The sequence below is a fragment of the Ignatzschineria ureiclastica genome (genome assembly GCF_003121845.1).
In the GTDB taxonomy this organism is placed as follows: Bacteria; Pseudomonadota; Gammaproteobacteria; order Cardiobacteriales; family Wohlfahrtiimonadaceae; genus Ignatzschineria; species Ignatzschineria ureiclastica.
The window spans coordinates 523,466-540,875 of record NZ_QEWQ01000001.1; the positions used below are offsets into that span (position 1 = coordinate 523,466).

General features: G+C 43.5%; 14 protein-coding genes. All 14 read right to left on the minus strand.

The window, feature by feature from the left end; all coding sequences use genetic code 11:
• Positions 1-467 precede the first annotated feature (467 nt).
• Positions 468-2,237: an ATP-binding protein gene (locus DC083_RS02175; RefSeq protein ID WP_109188755.1), complete on the minus strand. Its 1,770-nt coding sequence runs from the start codon at positions 2,235-2,237 to the stop codon at positions 468-470.
• A gap of 168 nt (positions 2,238-2,405) precedes the next feature.
• Positions 2,406-3,893 (minus strand): malate dehydrogenase (quinone), encoded by a 1,488-nt coding sequence (mqo, locus tag DC083_RS02180; protein ID WP_109188613.1) that lies wholly within the window; start codon positions 3,891-3,893, stop codon positions 2,406-2,408.
• Position 3,894: 1 nt separating this feature from the next.
• Positions 3,895-4,326, minus strand: a complete 432-nt coding sequence (locus DC083_RS02185; RefSeq protein WP_109188614.1) for a cupin domain-containing protein — start codon at positions 4,324-4,326, stop codon at positions 3,895-3,897.
• A 390-nt stretch (positions 4,327-4,716) separates the two neighbouring features.
• The gene (locus DC083_RS02190) at positions 4,717-5,283 is read right to left on the minus strand and encodes a hypothetical protein (protein WP_109188615.1); all 567 of its coding nucleotides are present in this window, start codon (positions 5,281-5,283) and stop codon (positions 4,717-4,719) included.
• Positions 5,284-5,830: 547 nt separating this feature from the next.
• On the minus strand, positions 5,831-7,465 hold the full coding sequence (locus DC083_RS02195) for a thiamine pyrophosphate-binding protein (RefSeq protein WP_109188616.1): 1,635 nt from the start codon (positions 7,463-7,465) through the stop codon (positions 5,831-5,833).
• A 199-nt stretch (positions 7,466-7,664) separates the two neighbouring features.
• Positions 7,665-9,128 (minus strand): aldehyde dehydrogenase, encoded by a 1,464-nt coding sequence (locus DC083_RS02200; protein WP_109188617.1) that lies wholly within the window; start codon positions 9,126-9,128, stop codon positions 7,665-7,667.
• A 193-nt stretch (positions 9,129-9,321) separates the two neighbouring features.
• A complete protein-coding gene (locus DC083_RS02205) occupies positions 9,322-10,113 on the minus strand; it encodes an aspartate dehydrogenase (RefSeq protein WP_109188618.1) in 792 nt (263 codons plus the stop codon).
• A gap of 67 nt (positions 10,114-10,180) precedes the next feature.
• Positions 10,181-10,993 carry an SDR family oxidoreductase gene (locus tag DC083_RS02210; protein WP_109188619.1) on the minus strand — a complete coding sequence of 271 codons (813 nt, stop codon included), beginning with the start codon at positions 10,991-10,993 and terminating at the stop codon, positions 10,181-10,183.
• Between the two features lie 187 nt (positions 10,994-11,180).
• Positions 11,181-11,984 (minus strand): alpha/beta fold hydrolase, encoded by an 804-nt coding sequence (locus DC083_RS02215; RefSeq protein WP_109188620.1) that lies wholly within the window; start codon positions 11,982-11,984, stop codon positions 11,181-11,183.
• 119 nt (positions 11,985-12,103) lie between these two features.
• A complete protein-coding gene (locus tag DC083_RS02220) occupies positions 12,104-12,625 on the minus strand; it encodes a cupin domain-containing protein (protein WP_109188621.1) in 522 nt (173 codons plus the stop codon).
• Between the two features lie 202 nt (positions 12,626-12,827).
• Entirely contained in the window at positions 12,828-14,057 is a 1,230-nt protein-coding gene (locus tag DC083_RS02225) for an MFS transporter (RefSeq protein WP_109188622.1), read from the minus strand.
• Between the two features lie 310 nt (positions 14,058-14,367).
• Positions 14,368-15,576 carry an NAD(P)/FAD-dependent oxidoreductase gene (locus DC083_RS02230; RefSeq protein ID WP_109188623.1) on the minus strand — a complete coding sequence of 403 codons (1,209 nt, stop codon included), beginning with the start codon at positions 15,574-15,576 and terminating at the stop codon, positions 14,368-14,370.
• 97 nt (positions 15,577-15,673) lie between these two features.
• A complete protein-coding gene (locus DC083_RS02235) occupies positions 15,674-16,606 on the minus strand; it encodes a VOC family protein (RefSeq protein WP_109188624.1) in 933 nt (310 codons plus the stop codon).
• Positions 16,607-16,626: 20 nt separating this feature from the next.
• Complete coding sequence (locus DC083_RS02240; protein ID WP_109188625.1) at positions 16,627-17,403, minus strand: SDR family oxidoreductase; 777 nt, start codon at positions 17,401-17,403, stop codon at positions 16,627-16,629.
• Positions 17,404-17,410: the final 7 nt, after the last annotated feature.

Here is a 17,410-nt window from a genome sequence, read left to right on the forward strand (position 1 = left end):
TTGATCAAACTTGAGACGCTTCAAGCTTCTCACCTGCGGGCGCTCGATCTATCTGGATATGCAAACATTTCCTCCCAAAAGGATTAAACCTTATTTGAAAACTCAGACAACGCATCTCATCGCCGGGGCGAATAATCTTGTTCTTTCATCAATCCCGCGCCGGCAAGTCTGGCATTTCTCAATGCTCAAAATTGATCAAACTTGAGACGCTTTAAGCTTCTCACCTGCGGGCGCTCGATCTATCTGGATGTGCAAACATTCCCTCCCACCACGGATTAAACCTTATTTGAAAACTCAGACAACGCATCTCATCTCCGGGGAGAATGATCTTGTTCTTTCATCAATCCCGCGCCGGCAAGTCTGGCATTTCTCAATGTTCAAGATTAATCAAACTTGAGAAGCTTCAAGCTTCTCACCTGCGGGCGCCCGATCTATCTGGATGTGCAAATATTCTCTCCCGCCTTGCATCAATTTTTACTGGTTAATAGCTGATTGAGCGTTTGAGTATAGACATTTAAAGCTTCATTTAAATTGAGTGATTGTGATTGATCTCTCCCTGACATGAGCACTTTGAGCGCTTTTAAGAGCGGTGCGGCTCTCTCTGCTTGCCCAGGGTTAGATTCAATTGCTTCAAGTAATTGCTTAACGGCAGAATTATTAAGATTAAGGTATAATTTCTGATCACTCCCGCTCTCAATACGTTGCGTAAACAGCCTTGCAAGACGAAGCGCCGCTTGCGACATCTTCTTATCTGCATCATCTGCTTCTAATCGCTTCTTCAATTCCATTTCACGATCGATCACCACAACAAGGGGTAACTCTTCAGGCATAAAACGCGCGGCAATAATCTGCTCACCATCACCAATGTGCTCTGATAACCAGGTTTGTACTTCTGCCGTTAATTTCGCTGTGGTAAATAGCTGTTCATTCCCCTTATCCGTCCCGATCTCAATCAATCGACCTCGACCGGCTTGTACTGCTCGGCGCAAAAATGGCACTACCGCATAACGATCCCCAAAAGCAACCGGCACTTTAAGCGCACGAAAAAGAGTATCTTCAAATCCACCATTACTGCCGAGCATCACATAGAGCGTGCCATCGACCTTGAGATCTTTGAGTAGTAATTCTCCTTGGGAAGTAGGAATCCGTAAGTGATCTTTCAAAATTGAGAATAATCGTTCATCACAAAGGGATGCCCCTAATAGCGCTTCATTATGCCGCGTTAAAATCCGGCGCCACGCTTCCGGCTGTTTCTCGGCAATCTCCGCTAACCCGGCGATAATCGCCTCACTTAACGCATAGCGAATTGCATCATAATGGGCGTCTTTCTGCAGATCTTCTCGGCTGGCTGTCGGTACTAATTTTTGCGATTCAATCACACCGCCGATAAATCCCGCCCACGTTGGCAGAAGATCTCGGGCATCATCATCGAGTAACATCCCCCGAAGAAAGATCGAGAGATGCCGATTATCACTCGTGCCATAGGTTGCCCCATCTTGTACCCACAACAATCCTATCGCATCGCTCTTACCATCAGGTGTCACTGGCATTGTGGCAATCGGCTCAAAAACCCGTTCAAAGCGTTTGGCAAACTCTAAATCTTGCCGTAATTGCTGCGCAGGATGTAACACAATCGCCGGATCACGCTCCCAAGGGGGACGCTTCTCATTGATCGCCGTTGGACTCTGATTAATAAAGATCGGCTCTTTCAATAGAATGCAGTAACGACCTAAAATATTATTGAGAATTTCCGCTTGTGCTAAAAAAGCATATTCATCTTTAAGATAGAGGGTAATTTCACTGCCAATCGCACGAGGGGCTATGGCTTCTACAAAATAGTGCTCTGCATTTTTAGAGCGATACACCCAGCCTTGCTCCTGCGTTTGATAAGAGGTTGTAGCAAATTCTACCTCATCGGCTAATACAAATGCCGAAAGAAACCCTAAGCCAAACATGCCAATTAGTCCCGTTTCATCATCTTCCTGCCGAAGTGTGCGCGTATAACCGACACCTACCGTCGCTAAAAAAGCGTGGATCTCATCATGGGTTAAACCTGCACCGGTATCGATAATTTTAAGTTGCTGCTTCTCTGGAAAGCCGAGCACTGTGATCCGTCGATCAAAATCGCTGTTATGGGTTTCTAATTGCCGACGAATGATTGAGTCGTGGCCATTTTGAACTAACTCTCGCAATGCGACCATCGGCGTTGAGTAGAGATGTTTACTTAAAACCTGCATCAATCCCTCAAGATCAACGCCGGCAGTACAGAGTTCAGTTTCTTTGGAATGTTGTACCACGATTCAAATCCTTTCTATACTCAATATCATAATAACGCTTGCATTATGCCCGAGATTATATAAAAAAGAATATAAAAAGAGATATAAAATCGTAAATTCCATACCCAATTAAGCGTTAATTTTTAATATCTCCGCCGTTTTAGCGCGAATTGTTCGGCACGCATCAGCATCTTGAATAAGATCAATGCCAAAAGTGGGGATCATCTGCTCTAGTTTCGTACGCCAACCATTAGCAATTTCATCGCTAAAAGCGGTTTTTAATAGATTAAGGGTAATAGCGACAGCCGTTGAAGCACCGGGTGAAGCCCCAAGTAGCGCTACTAATGAATGATCTTGACTCATCACCAACTCAGTACCGAACTCTAAAATGCCCTCTTTTTCACTATCAGGTTTAATAATCTGCACTCGCTGTCCAGCGACCACTTCCCGCCATAACTTCTTATCTGCCTGAGGATAGAAAGCTTGTAAGGCGGCAAATTGATGATGCGATGTCTGTAGAACCTGCCCTACAAGATATTCTGCTAAATTCCAATTATCCTTGGCGACCGCTAAGATTGGTAAAATATTCCCCGGTTTAATCGATTCAAAGAGATCACCATAAGAGCCTTTCTTTAAGAACTTTGTGGAAAACCCGGCATAGGGCCCAAACAGTAACGAAGATTTTCCCCCAATCACTCGATGATCTAAATGAGGAACAGACATCGGCGGAGATCCCGTTGCCGCCTTGCCATATACTTTTGCTTGATGCGCCGCAACAATCTCAGGATCATCACAGCGAAGCCAAATACCACTGACAGGGAATCCCCCATAGCCTTTCCCCTCAGGAATACCCGATTTTTGAAGCAACTCAATCGCCCGGCCGCCGGCGCCAATAAAGACAAATTTGGCGGATATTGCCGTTGTTTCACGTGTCACCATATCTTGTAGTGTCACGCGCCAACCTTTTGCCTCTCGCTTCAGATCGATCACTTCCACTTCATAATGGGTTGCAACATTCGCGGATTTAGTTAAATTCCCCATCAAAAGATGCGTCAATGCGCCATAATCCACGTCAGTTCCCGTATCCATTCTCGTCATTGCAATGGCTTCATTAGGATCACGACCGGCGGTCATTAATGGCGTCCACTCGGCAATTTGATGCCCATCTTCGCTATACTCCATCCCTTCATAACAGTGATGTGCCGACATCTGCCGATAACGTTGTTTAAGATAGGCGATATTCTCTTTCCCTTGAACAAAGCTCATATGTGGGCAAGCGTGAATAAAATCTTGTGGCTGCGGAATCACCCCTTCGGTAACCAGATAACTCCAAAATTGCCGAGAGAGATCAAATTCTGTATTGACCTTCAAAGCTTCCGCTAGATCTACAGTGCCATCTGGTAAGGGGGGCGTATAGTTCATCTCACAATTCGCTGCGTGCCCTGTCCCTGCATTATTCCAAGAGGCTGAGCTCTCCTCGGCACAATCATTGAGTCGCTCAAAGAGAGCAATTTTTAAACTCGGATCTAATTGACTGAGGAAAGTCCCTAGGGTCGTGCTCATAATCCCGGCACCAATTAAGACAACATCCACTCGTTCTTGAACTGATAGAGACATCTTAAACCTCCTTGGCATTGTGAGTAATTTGGATCGATTTATGCGCACCTGATTGCGCTCTAAAAGTGAGATCAGCATCGGGATCAAAGACTACATAAGCCCGACGCCAAGGAGATTGATCGATCAAGCGCCAGCGATGACCTGAACCTAGATTATCCTCAGCCAATAGAATATCCCCAGGACGAATAATAAAAGAATCGCCACTAGCTACGGTAAACTCTAAGGTTCCTGAAAGCGTAATCACAAAACGGGGAACTGGATCGGTATGCCAAGCAAAAGCACCGCCCTCTTCTGTCTCCCGAAAAGAGAGGCTCATCACCGGAATCGGCGCACCAATCTCATCTTCTCGCTCTCCTGGTTTCATCACCAAGGAACCCTCTTCAAAGTGAGAATTACCATCTTCACCTGTCCACATACGTACACAACGAATCATCTTAAACTCCTTGCTCTAAACTTCGTGATGAGATCTATATTGCATCGATCTTATTGAATATCGTCATATATTAAAGAGATATAAGACAATATACAATTATTTACAAAAAGAAGAGCGATAAAGCGCAATAATCCACACATTACGCTGAACTCAATGAGTAAGATCGATACAAAATAAGCCTTATTTAAATGCCGGCGCATCGGTTGTAAGAAGTCAGAACGCTGTTCTATCCAGCATCTTGCAAGCGGTGCGTAGTAAGGTTTTATGGGGGAAAATAATGGAATAGTAATAAAAAAACGCCTAGCAGTGTGCTAGACGTTGAGAGGGAGTTTTTAGCGGATTATCAATAGATCAATGCCGAAGATCTACCATCGTATGGGATAATTGTAGCTACTTCTCAATGGGAAAAGTTAAACCATATATCCGTAGTGAAGCCGGCTTCTCCTCCACTTCAGCAAAAGTCCAAGTGACTCGTAACCCCGCATCTGCGGGAATCGTAATGGCACTCTGTTGATTGTCGCTACCGACATCAGTCGCAAGATGAGACGCAAATCCATCTCGATCGATCAATATTAAATTTTGTGCATCATCTAAGTTCATCAATCTTACAGGTTGATCCGCACTATTTTTAATAGCAACCCGTAACTCATATCGATGACCGGAAAGTGCTTTCCCTTTGATAATAGAGAGCGTGAGGTGTTCGGCAAAAGTAGTTTGATCATTAACAGTTAAAAGCGTATTCGAGAGATCGCTCTCCGTACCGCCCTCACTTAAACCCTCCTGGATACCGCTCAAGATACTCTTACTATTGAGAATCAATTGCTTAATATCTGTCGCTACTTCATCTTTTAATCCTGGTGTTTGTGCAAAAGCCCCTGAACTCAATAACAGGCTCACAACGAATAGAGCCCCCAAACGATATCGTTTCTTTGGGGTATTTTGAATATCTCGCATCATTTTGACTCCTTTTATCTCTTATCTATAAATCGCTAACTAGGCCTTTCAAAACTAGATTCAGCCTCTATTTCCACCTATATTGAATCTATAGCAATGTCGGTTCAAAATAAGCTTACGCCGGCGCATGGGCTGTAATAAGTAAAGAAGCCATTCTATCCGGCATCTTGCAAGTGTTGTTTAAAATCATTTTTCTTAAACCCCATTTACTATATATTCAATTTCTATTGAACCTCAATATTATTATAACTTTATGATTGTAAAACAAAATCAAGATATTCAAGCAGAAAGAGTGAGGTTTAACAGCTAGAGACGAATAAGACAAATAAGCTGAATCTTAATATTCAAAGTATTAGGTTAAAATCAACGAGCAAAATCCGATGCAAATAATACTATCGGGGAATAAAAAACGTCTAGTTCATCCACTCTGAGCTAAACGTTTTAAAAAAATATTCTATTTCTTCAATGATCTCTTTCCGATCTTTTCCCAATCTCGTTGGAGGCCATCAACGACCTATCGTGTAATATCTCGATCACTTAATCCGATCACTTAATACAATTTCTTTTGCGGGGGACCTGCAAAGTTTAGGGGGCCGATCGCCGTCATATCCACCTCAACGACGGTAGGTCCTTCAATTGCCACCGCTTCTGCAATCACTTTGCGAAACTCCTCAACAGAGCTTGCTAAAAAGCTGACGCATCCCATTGATTCTCCTAATTTTTGATAACTTGGCGTATGAAGCTCATTATAATATTGTCGCCCACCAAAGTAGTTATTCTGAATCCCTCGCATTACACCATAGCCTTGATCGTTCATCACTAATAGCACCATATTAAGGTTCTCTTGCACCATAGTGGCTATCTCACCAATTCCGAGCATTAACCCCCCATCGCCCACTAAAGAGACAATCTTCTTATCTCGATTAGCAATAGCAGATCCAATACCATGTGCTAAACCAAGCCCAATAGCTCCGGCAAGGGAGTGAATATTTCTAAGCGGTGCTTGCACAGGGAAAAGTCGACTTCCCCAAGTACTACCGGACATTGTAATATCTCGCACTAAAATACCATTCTCAGGCAAGGCATCTCGCAATGCAAAACAGATCTCTGCATAAGGTCCTAACTGCTCTATTAAAGCAGCCATCGCGGCTTCTTTTGCTTCTTTAATAGCTTGATCATAGCGCGGATCAATAAAGGTGTGATCTGCTAAAGCGGTCGCAAGATAGGCTAAAGAGGCTTTGGCATCTGCACAGATAAAATGATCTACCTTATAGTTTCGCTGTTGAGCAATAGGGTTGGCATCAATCTGAATCAATTTTTCAGGAAATTGAACGCTATAGGTCTTCGTCTCATTACTTCTTAAACGAGAACCCACCACTAAAGCGATATCCGCAGATTTCAATAGTTCCTCTACCTTTTGAGAGTTATGAAAAGCGCCTAAGCTACGAGGATGATAATCTGGTAATACTCCTCTAGCGTGAGTTGATGAAAGGACAGGAATCCCAAGATCTGCCAAGGCCTTTACCTCATCCTCAGCACCTAAACAGCCACCACCAATCCATAAAATTGGCCGTTTTGCCCCTTTTAAAGCCTCAACTAGCTGATCTAATGCCACTTGATCTAACATTGGCATCTGTAGCGCCCCTACAGGATAGAGTTCTTTTGGAAGTTCTATTTCAGCCGCTTGCACATCAATTGGAATCTCAACACTGACAGGGCCCATTGGAATAGTTTGTGCAACACGAATGGCTTCTCGAATAATTCCTATCGCGTTATCAGGACTCATAATACGATAAGCAGCTTTACTAGATGCTTTTAAAAAGGTTAATTGATCTTTCGCTTCATGAATAAAAGAGGCATCTCTATCTAGATACTCCCGCTCCACTTGCCCCGTTAGATGTAATACTGGACTTGCCGCATTATACGCTTCAATTAAAGATCCTACCGCATTCCCCGCGCCTGCACCGGTACTTGTAATAGCCACCCCTAATCCTTTAAAGCGAGCATGTGCATCTGCCATCGTCAAGCATCCCGACTCCCCACGAGAACAGACAAAGTGGATCTTCTCTCTACGACCAATTGCATCGGCAATCGGTAAATTATGAATCGAGATCACTCCATAAACATCCTCAACGCCATGCATCTCTAACAGACGTGCAATCGCTTCTCCCACCGTTACTTTCATATTCTTCTCCTGCAAAACTGATGATCAGATCATCTCTTATTCTTAGATAACTAATGTCTTACATTTAGGCTGTACACTTATTGCCATAGTCTTATTGTTATCGTCTTATTGTTGTTATCTTATTGCTGTAGCCTGCTAACTGTAGCCTGTTTACTACCTGCTTATATCCATTCTCTTATGGCTGATCCTATTTCTCTTATTAATCACACCAAGGATTTGGAGTATCATCGAGACTTAAAAAGATACTCTTTTGTTGCATATAAGAGAGAATCCCTAATCGCCCTTTTTCTCGCCCAATACCACTCTCTTTATAGCCGCCAAACGGGGTTGAGATTGAGAATTTTTTATAAGTATTAATCCAAATAGTTCCTGCTTCTAAGCGACGGGCAAGTTGCCAAGCGCGACGATAATTCTCGGTCCAAATCCCCGCTGAGAGACCATAAATAGAGTCATTAGCTTCAGCAATTAAAGAGGCCTCATCTTCGAAAGGAAGTACCACTAATACAGGACCAAAGATCTCCTCTTGACAGACAGAGTCACGATTACTTAGACCTGTAATAATCGTAGGCGCATAATAACTTCCCTTCGCTAATTCTCCGGCTAATAGTCGTTTTCCCCCTATCTCGATTTTCCCTCCTTCCGCAACTGCTTGTTGTACATAGCGATCAATATTGGCTAAATGTTGTTCACTGATCACAGGTCCTACTTGGGTCGCCGGATCTTCAGGATGCCCGACACGCAAAGCCGCCGTTTTCTCAATCAATTTGGCCAAAAAAACATTATAGAGCGAACGATGAACAAAGAGACGGGAACCAGCGATACAAGCTTGCCCCACGGAGCTAAAGATGCCGTAGATCACACCATTTACCGCTAACTCTATATTTGCATCATCCAATACAATTGTGGGAGATTTTCCCCCGAGCTCTAAAGAAGTCGTAATAAGACGCTCTGCAGCAATATGCGCTAAAGCCCTTCCGGTATTGGTTCCCCCGGTAAAAGAGATCTTCTTCACCAATGGATGATTAACAATCGCATTTCCTACTACCGAACCTCGCCCGGGTAGAACGCTTAATATCCCTTTGGGTAATCCCGCTTCTTCCAAACGCTTAGCTAACTCTAGCGCAATCAGAGAGGTCGCTTCTGCAGGTTTTAAAATGACTGCATTACCCCCTGCTAATGCAGGAACCAGCTTCTGAACTTCAGAGGCAATCGGCGAATTCCAAGGGGTAATCGCTGCAATCACGCCTAATGGCTCATAGAGACTTAAAGTGATCGCATCGTGCATCCGCTGATTTGTCAGCTCATTGTCCATTGTCTCTAATGTGGAAGCGACATAGCGCGTAGTAGCAATAGCACTCGCCACTAACCCTCGGGTTTCATAGAGGGGTTTACCATTATCTCTCATCTGTAATTGAGCCAGCGCTTCTCGATCTCGCTCTAAGATATCTGCAAATCGAAAAAGCACCTTCGCTCTTTCAGTCGGTAATAGATCTCGCCAAGAAGAATCTCTCCACGCGCGATCTGCCACTTCTATCGCCTCCGCCACATCTTCTAAAGAAGCGGTTGAAAACTCAGCATTCAAACTCATATCCGCGGGGAAAAAACTCTTTGAAGGTTCCCCACGCCCCATTCTCCACTCACCTGCTATAAATATCTCTTTCATTTTTCTCTAGCCTCTATCTCGAATCTACGCCGTGAATCGAAATGTCCGATTTATCTCTCATCTAAGTTTTCAATCTAGATTTGTAGTCTAGATTTCTACCCTAGTTTTTTTAATTAAAGTTTTTACTGTAAATTTTTACTTTAGACTTTTTTAATATCTGTCTAATATTGATCTAATATTGGTCTAAGATTATCTAAACCCATAAGGCCTCATCTAACTGTCGACAGAAACGCGCGACACTTAAAGCCGCTAACATCGATGTTTTAGGATTATCGGCTAAGGGGACCCCCATCATCGTTATCTCCATTTCTCCAAAGGTTCCCTGCGCTATAATTTTATGCTGATTACGCTTCATTTCGGGGTCTGCAATAAGCTCTACCGCTGTCTGATCCATTCCTATACCGGCAAGGGCAAGTGTTGCGGCGACATTGGCATTAGCGGGAAAACGCGCAGCAGCCTCTCGAGCGCTCCCTCTGAAAAAAGTCGTCGCTTCTATTAATTGATCTAGATCGATTAGCTCCTCCGCATAACTCCCTTTCCAGCTACGTGGATTCTTTCTACCCTGATAGAGCACACTATCTAGCCCCGCTAATTTCGCTGAAGCTAACCCATCAATTCCAGCAATTGCGCCAGATAATATAGCCACTTTCACACCTTTTGCTTTAGCAGCACGGGTCACAGCCTCCTGAAAATCAGTATCAGCAAATGTACCTACCGAGATAACGCCGACATCAATGCCTGCCGCTATTAGATCAAAAATATGCGCCTTTAAGCCCAATTGCCCGGCCATCTCTACTGCACAATCGGGGTTCCCTATAATCTCTGCAACAGAGCTTACTACTTGAATCTCATCCCCCACAATAGTTTGAATCTTAGCTACATCTTCAGGCATTACCACTAACCAACCCACTTTCACTGCTTCCGGCAATAGTGGCATCACTGCCTGCGCCATTGCACCATAACCAATCATCACGATTTTTTTCATTCTCTCCCCTCCGCTATCGATCTTTACCCTTAATACTGACCTACTCAATTTATAATGAAATCTATAATTAAATCTCTCGGCTAAACCCACCTGAGACATCTACTACAGAACCTGTTGTATAAGATGCCATAGGAGATGCTAAAAAGAGTAAAGCTCTCGCCGCTTCTTCCGGCTTACCCAAGCGTCCTAAAGGAATACCGCGCTCTTGAGCCACATCGGCAATCCACTTCTCCCAACTTTTAGAGCGATCAGAACGATTTTCATAACGGCGTTGCCACTGACCTGATTCCACCATTCCAATTAAAATTGAATTAACGCGGATACCATTAACACCACGTTGGGCAAATTCTTGAGAAAGCGTCTTACTTAAATTGAGTAATCCCGCTCTCGCTGCAGAGGTTGCGATCATATGTCGTTCAGGTTTCAACGCTAACAGCGAGTTAACATTCGTAATTGAAGCAACCGTTGAAGCCTCTAAATAAGGGAGAGCCGCTTTGGTCGGATTAAGAACCCCAAAATATTTTAATGTTACCTCACTCAACCACTCTTCATCTTTCGTCTCCTCAAAAGAAGCGACCTTTCCCTGCCCTGCATTGTTAATGAGAAAATCAATCCCGCCAAATTGGGCAACCACTGTTTGAATCATCTTCTCAATAGAATCCCGCTCTAGTACATCGGCAATGAGTGGCAACATATTCTCCGGCAATATCTCCGGGAATGCCTCTTGAATGCCCCTCAATGAATCCGCTAAACGCGCTTCATTACGTCCACACCAAGCTACTTTAGCGCCCCCTTTAAGGAGTAACTTTACAGTTTCTAATCCGATACCTGATGACCCACCTGTGACAATTGCAACCCGTCCCTCTATTCCAAAATCCATCCTCAATCTCCCCAATATTCCATTATTCTAATTGTGCATTACAATGAATCTATTCACTTATTTCGCCATTTTGCTGATGATCATTACTGTCTGCCTGATCATCATTCATTATTTTCGTACTTTGATATTTCTTTAATATTTCGTTGATATTTCGTTGATATTTGCTCTATTACAAAATCTTCTATTTCTATACAGCCTCATTCTTAAATAAGGTTGCTTTAAAAAAAGCCGGTTGATCGATATAAGCAAGGTGTCCGGCATTCGTAACCTTGATTAAATGCAACTGAGGATGCCGAGCGGCTAATTCAGCCATTCCCTCAGGTGGAGTAATGCCATCTTGCGCACCAAAATAGAGATCAATGGGAAGCGTTGATTGAATGTCTACTAAAGCATCATCAATAGAATCATAAGCTAAGAGATAGGAGGCCTGCGTAAAGCCTTGCATAGTTAATCGTTCAGACACTTGTCGCACAATGGCCATATTCTCCGGCGAGGCATTCCCTAATAGATAAGGCCCCCGCTCCTCTGCCATCCCTAATCCACCAAGCCGTTCTAATAATTGAGGTCGGCGCTGATAGACCTCTTCCTTCACCGATGCACTCTCCTTAGCATACCCCTGCGCCGGGGAGATCAAGACTAAACGAGTGAGATAGTGAGGGTATTTTGCAGCAAAAGATGCCGCCATCATTGCACCTAACGAATGCCCTACTAAGATCAATTGTGAACCCCCTAGCTCTTCGATAAATAAGGCAAGTCGATCTGCATACTCAACTGCTAAAGAAGCTTCTTCAGTTAAAGGTTTACTCTTGCCATAACCGGGTGCATTCCAAGCAATCAAATATGCATCGATTGTCGGATCTTGTAGCTGCTTAACCCAAGAGTAAGCACCCGAACTAATCCCATGAAGCAGAATCATTACCGGGCCATTCCCCTTTTTTTCTAAATATTCAATGCCACTTTTCGGGGCATATTGATATTGAATTTCGCTCATTTCTCTTCCTCTCTGATCAGGGCTTAAGTACTTTTCACATCGCCTTAAGCCCCTCTATCTTAATGATCAGAGTCACTACGACTCTCATACTATTTCTATTTTTCAATACAGTTTCTACTCTAATTCCGCTTCACTTTAGAGAGCGGATGCTCTTCAGGATAGGTAGGAATTTGAGGCTTTGAGGTACCTAACATCACACACATTAAGGCATCCTCCTGAGTATAGTTATAGAGTCCACGATAGATCCCTGGTGGAATAGAGATGAGGTCACGTTCTTTTAAAATCACCGAGTATTTCTCCCCTTTATCCTCTAAAAAGAGTTCAATAGAACCTCTTAAAAGAAAGAAAACCTCTTCAACATCATCGTGTAGATGTAATGGCCCCTCACATTGGGCAGGTAATACCATTGTCGAAAAGGTAAAATTTTCCGCCGGAACAGTATTACTATCTGCCGCAACACCTGTTGCTCCTGTTCCCATATAGCGCATCTGAGCACGGCGATATTTAGGATCATAATCCGCTTGAAACTTGAGGGCATCAAAATCATATTTTCGATCCTCAAGGCGTGCAATACGTGTATTCATCCACTCTTCTAAACTCTTTCCTTCTGGACGATTCCAAGTTGCAAATTCTCTAGACATATTGATTCTCCTTTGTGTAATAGATCCCCTTTGGGATAGATAATAATGGGGTGTAGCTACAATGCAGCGAAGTCTGTATCAGCCGGTAAATGAATCAGTCTATTAATCTATCAATATCGAAATACCGAAATACTCTCTTCTATCGCTGTTCTATAAGACTCGCTGAATATTATTTGTTGAATATTATTTGTTGAATACAACTTTAATAGCGTCTTAATAAAGGAAGTAAGATCAAAGATCCAACCACCGCAACGCCTGCTAAGAAGAGGATGCCGGTATTAAAACTTCCCGAAAATATGACAATATAAGCAATCAATACCGGAACAATAGCGCTGGTAAAATTCGCTAAGCCGTTAAAAATTCCTCCGGCAGTGGTTGCCACATCACGATCACTCACTTTAGATAAGAGCGCAAAGACCGCCGAGACAGAGACACCCCACATCAATGAGCTAATAGTCATCATTGTGATGACTAAGGCATTACTTGTCACAATGACCATCAAGTACATCGCGATGCCTGCTCCGAGTAGCCCAATAAAGACTTGTGGTGCTCGTCGTACTGAAAAACGATCCGAATAGAGTGCGCCACCGATCTCGCCAATAAGCATTCCTATAAAAGGAATCATTGACAAACTACCAAACTCCTTGAGATTGAAACCTTTTGCTTCCATTAAATAGGTAGGAATCCAACTATTAAGCCCCCACAGATAGGTCATAAGCGCAATATTAAAGATGCAGACTAACCAGAAAGGGCCATTACGAAGTAGCTGCTTGAGGTTCGCACTATGGGCCGTTTTAACAATCTTTTTACGCCCTGATACAATGACATTACGTAAACCATAATGCACTAACACTGTGGCTAGTAAGGTTAATGCGCCCATCACATAAAATGTGGTATGCCAATCATAATTACCTAAAACATAAGCGGTAATAGGAAATCCTAAAGCTGCGCCAATCGGGGTTCCTAAAATAAACATTGTGGAGGCTCGCGCCTGTTCCTTGTCGCTATAGCAGAGCTTGACGATGCTGTAACAGAGGGCAAAAAGCGGTCCTTCGGCAATCCCTAAGAGAATACGATTAATGAGCATCCCCTCATAAGTGGTTGTAAATCCCATAATCAGCATTAAGACTCCCCAACTCAATACAGACCAGAAGATTAACTTCTTCGGGCTAAAAATATCCCCTAAAAAACTTAGAAATACCGAAGAGAAACCATAAGAGAGTAGAAAGCTTGTCATCAGCCAACCTAATCGACTCTTATTCTCCGCAACGCCCATTGCTTCTTGGAACACGGGGTCAGAAAAGAGTACGGCAATACTGATCTTGTCAAAGAAAGCTAACACAACACAGATCATCAAAACCGTTGCCGGTGTCCAATGCTGTAATAGGTTTTTAGGCACAAATGGCAACCTTGCAGCGAGTGCTTCGTTCATAAATTTCCTCCTAGTAGCCTCAACTCATCGTTGCCAATAAGCATCGATCTTCTATTTTGTCTCTTCTATCTATCGATTTATCGATTCATTGAGTCTGATGATTAATATGTGATTTATGGGAATAAATTTTTATTATTGTTTTATTGTTTTATTGTTTTATTATTTCGTTTTATAACGTATTGAGGTCGATTGTATGAGTGGAGATAGAACCTACTTTACCCTCTCTCTTATGAGTTCTTGAGTCGTTGAGTTTTGCGCCCTCTTTATTATTAAAGAGGGAGGATAAAACACGTATTAACAGCACCTTCGACTAACGTAAGGTCATCACATTAAAATGTGGATCGGCTATTTCTGAAGCCTCTAGTTCTCTTCCGGCTTTTAACCAACGTTTGGCAATTTGAACAACTCTTGCATCATTCACCGAAACTAAGTAGTGCAAAGTCCCATCGGCATTTAAGTAGAAATAACTCTTCTGCCTTGGTGCAGAATCACGCACAATTACTGTTGTCTGCTCTAATCCTACAGGCGTACCCAAAATCTGAATATTGCAATCATATTGATCTGACCAGAGCCAAGGAGTCTCTTGATACTTCACTGCGCCCTCACCTAACATGGCTTTAGCCGCCGTAACTCCTTGATGCTGTGCATTCGCCCACGATTGAATACAAAATCCCAAATCAGGATGAATCGCCACATCGCCTGCCGCATAGATATCAGGATCAGAGGTTTGACAATAATGATCCACTACAATGCCATCCCTTGTTTCAAGCCCTGCAGCTACCGCTAGCTCCTTATTAATATGCGCCCCTGCCCCAACAATTACCGCATCGAACCCACGCCACTTCTGACCATCTTGGAGAATCATTAACTGCTGATCCTCCTCAATAATATCGAGTGAACCACACTCAAAGCAGAGCTCAACCCCCTCTTCACGATGTACCGTTTCCATAAAATCGGAAACCTCTACCGAAACAGAGCGAGCACAAAGACGTTCTCCTAACTCTAAAATTGTGACCACACAGCCCTGTTTACGCAGAGAAGCCGCAATCTCTAAGCCAATCCAACCCCCTCCAATAATGGCAAGCGTTTTGATCTTTGGTAAGGCTTTTTGTAGCGCTAAGCTATCTTCAACAGTACGAAGTGTAAAGAGATTAGGCAGAGTACGCCAAGCCTCGATAGGCACTCGCGCTTGACTGCCTGTCGCAATCAGTAACTTGTCATAAGAGAGTATAGTTCCATCCGTTAATTTGACCACTTTCTGATCCCGATTAATCTCTGTTGCCCGTATCGAGATATAGAGCGTTAAATCGAGCGATGCGATTTTTTCTGTAGGGAAAAAGTGCAAATCTTGATGTGACATTTCACCCACTAATACCTGTTTCGATAACGGTGGCCTTTCATAAAAGAGTAAGGATTCATCTGAGATCACGGCGATCTCACCGGTAAACCCCTCTTCTCTTAATGTATAAGCCGCCCAAGCACTCGCCTGACCACCTCCTATAATGACAACCTTCTCCATACATACTCCTTTAACTTTCTGCTCTATTCATCTTGATTGATCTCTTTATTGATTGATCTCTTTATTGATTGATCTACTACGATGAGTATTTAAGAGATTATGATTTTTTCACCTGACGTCTTGTATCGTGGTCTAATCCACCTTCTATAGCCCACTCTGTAAAGAGTTCTAACGCATAATCGTAAACCCGAGGTGTCCAAGCGGGTGTCACATAGTCATCATTCGTGTAATACTCAAAAGCGCCCCCTAATGGAGAATGAACATACCAGAAGTATGCGGATGAGACAGGATGACGGCCAGGGCCAATAAAGGAATCCCATTTCAAACGATTCATATTCAACCCACCGCCAATCACTTCATGAATATCCCGTACTACAAAAGCCACATGATTTAACCCTGTGGTTTCACGATGAGGTAACTTCAGTAAGAACAGATCATGATGCCAGCCCTCAGCGGCACAACGCATAAATGCACCGCGATCACGATAAGCATCGGAGAGATAAAACCCTAGCTTTTCAGCATAAAACCGCTCTGTTTTCGCTAGATCGGGCGTAAAGAAGACCACATGGCCAATAGCCACGGGATTAGCTTTTTTATAGACAGGGCTTGGCGCATTAATACGTGCTATACGGCCAAATTGATTTAAGGGTAGGCTCGTTTCTTCTAGATCCGCTTTTAAAATGGCGACCTCAAAACGGAGCGTCATTCCATTGGGATCTTGGCACTCAACGACATCATTCTCATAACGATAACCGGGCTCCTCTTTAAGCACCTCGGCCAAATGAATCATATCTTGAGGACGATTCACCGCCCAGGTAATCTCCCTTAAAGTTGAGCCTGGTTCAAAAGCAGGCGGTAAACGAGGATCATCGAGCGCAAAGATATAGAGCGCGCTGCCATTACTTAAAGTATATTTCGCCGTATCCGCTATATCGCTCTCAACCGCAGTTAAGCCAAAATCTTCAAGATATTGCCTCGAACGAGCCATATCTTCCACACCAAACTTCAATGTTTTGATTCCATTTAACATATTCAATTCCCCATTAATCTTTAATTAAAGACAAAACCACCATTAACGGGAATATTCTGTCCCGTAACAAAAGCCGCTAGATCTGATAAAAGATAGAGTGCGGTACCGCTGACATCTTCCGGTAATTGCTCCCGCGAAATCGCACGGCCATTGACATAGAGCGAGTGGCGCTCTGCCGGCACATATTCCGTTGCTTCGACCAAAGTTAAACCAGGAGAGAGACTATTCACGGTAATATTAAAGGGTCCCAATTCTCGCGCCATTGATCTGGTCATCGCTAAAATCGCGCCCTTACTTGCGGTATAAGCCATTAATCGAGGCGCTCCCCACAGGGCCGTATCTGAGGCAATATTCACAATACGCCCTTGACCTGATTGCTTAAGATAAGGCACTAGAGCTTGTGACATCAGCCAAGTCCCTTTAACATTAATTGTCATCACACGATCCCAAAGATCAGGATCATATCCCATCATATCAACACCCCCTACACCGGTAGCTAAGGCAGCACAGTTAATGAGACCATCGAGATGTGGCCATTCCTGTGCTACTTTTGCGGCTACAGCAGCAATCTCATCAGGGAGACTAAGATCGGCCTTTAAGGCGATTGCTGGGAATCCTTCGGCTTGAAAATCAGCTGCCCGTTCTGTTAGCAGATCTCCTAAAATATCAACCATTAAAACGGTTGCGCCGGCGTCTAAAGCCGCACGCGCAAAATCATATCCCAAGCCTCGTGCCGCACCGGTAATGACAATATACTTTCCCGTTAAGAGAGTTCTTCCTGCAAATAAGGCTGTCATAAATCCC

What these genes read in the sequence shown, in the direction of transcription:
- DC083_RS02215 (WP_109188620.1), bottom strand. Translation starts at nt 11,984, where the DNA reads ATGAGCGAAATTCAATATCAATATGCCCCGAAAAGTGGCATTGAATAT.
- mqo (WP_109188613.1), bottom strand. Translation starts at nt 3,893, where the DNA reads ATGTCTCTATCAGTTCAAGAACGAGTGGATGTTGTCTTAATTGGTGCC.
- DC083_RS02220 (WP_109188621.1), bottom strand. Translation starts at nt 12,625, where the DNA reads ATGTCTAGAGAATTTGCAACTTGGAATCGTCCAGAAGGAAAGAGTTTA.
- DC083_RS02205 (WP_109188618.1), bottom strand. Translation starts at nt 10,113, where the DNA reads ATGAAAAAAATCGTGATGATTGGTTATGGTGCAATGGCGCAGGCAGTG.
- DC083_RS02210 (WP_109188619.1), bottom strand. Translation starts at nt 10,993, where the DNA reads ATGGATTTTGGAATAGAGGGACGGGTTGCAATTGTCACAGGTGGGTCA.
- DC083_RS02195 (WP_109188616.1), bottom strand. Translation starts at nt 7,465, where the DNA reads ATGAAAGTAACGGTGGGAGAAGCGATTGCACGTCTGTTAGAGATGCAT.
- DC083_RS02190 (WP_109188615.1), bottom strand. Translation starts at nt 5,283, where the DNA reads ATGATGCGAGATATTCAAAATACCCCAAAGAAACGATATCGTTTGGGG.
- DC083_RS02225 (WP_109188622.1), bottom strand. Translation starts at nt 14,057, where the DNA reads ATGAACGAAGCACTCGCTGCAAGGTTGCCATTTGTGCCTAAAAACCTA.
- DC083_RS02235 (WP_109188624.1), bottom strand. Translation starts at nt 16,606, where the DNA reads ATGTTAAATGGAATCAAAACATTGAAGTTTGGTGTGGAAGATATGGCT.
- DC083_RS02175 (WP_109188755.1), bottom strand. Translation starts at nt 2,237, where the DNA reads ATGCAGGTTTTAAGTAAACATCTCTACTCAACGCCGATGGTCGCATTG.
- DC083_RS02230 (WP_109188623.1), bottom strand. Translation starts at nt 15,576, where the DNA reads ATGGAGAAGGTTGTCATTATAGGAGGTGGTCAGGCGAGTGCTTGGGCG.
- DC083_RS02200 (WP_109188617.1), bottom strand. Translation starts at nt 9,128, where the DNA reads ATGAAAGAGATATTTATAGCAGGTGAGTGGAGAATGGGGCGTGGGGAA.
- DC083_RS02240 (WP_109188625.1), bottom strand. Translation starts at nt 17,403, where the DNA reads ATGACAGCCTTATTTGCAGGAAGAACTCTCTTAACGGGAAAGTATATT.
- DC083_RS02185 (WP_109188614.1), bottom strand. Translation starts at nt 4,326, where the DNA reads ATGATTCGTTGTGTACGTATGTGGACAGGTGAAGATGGTAATTCTCAC.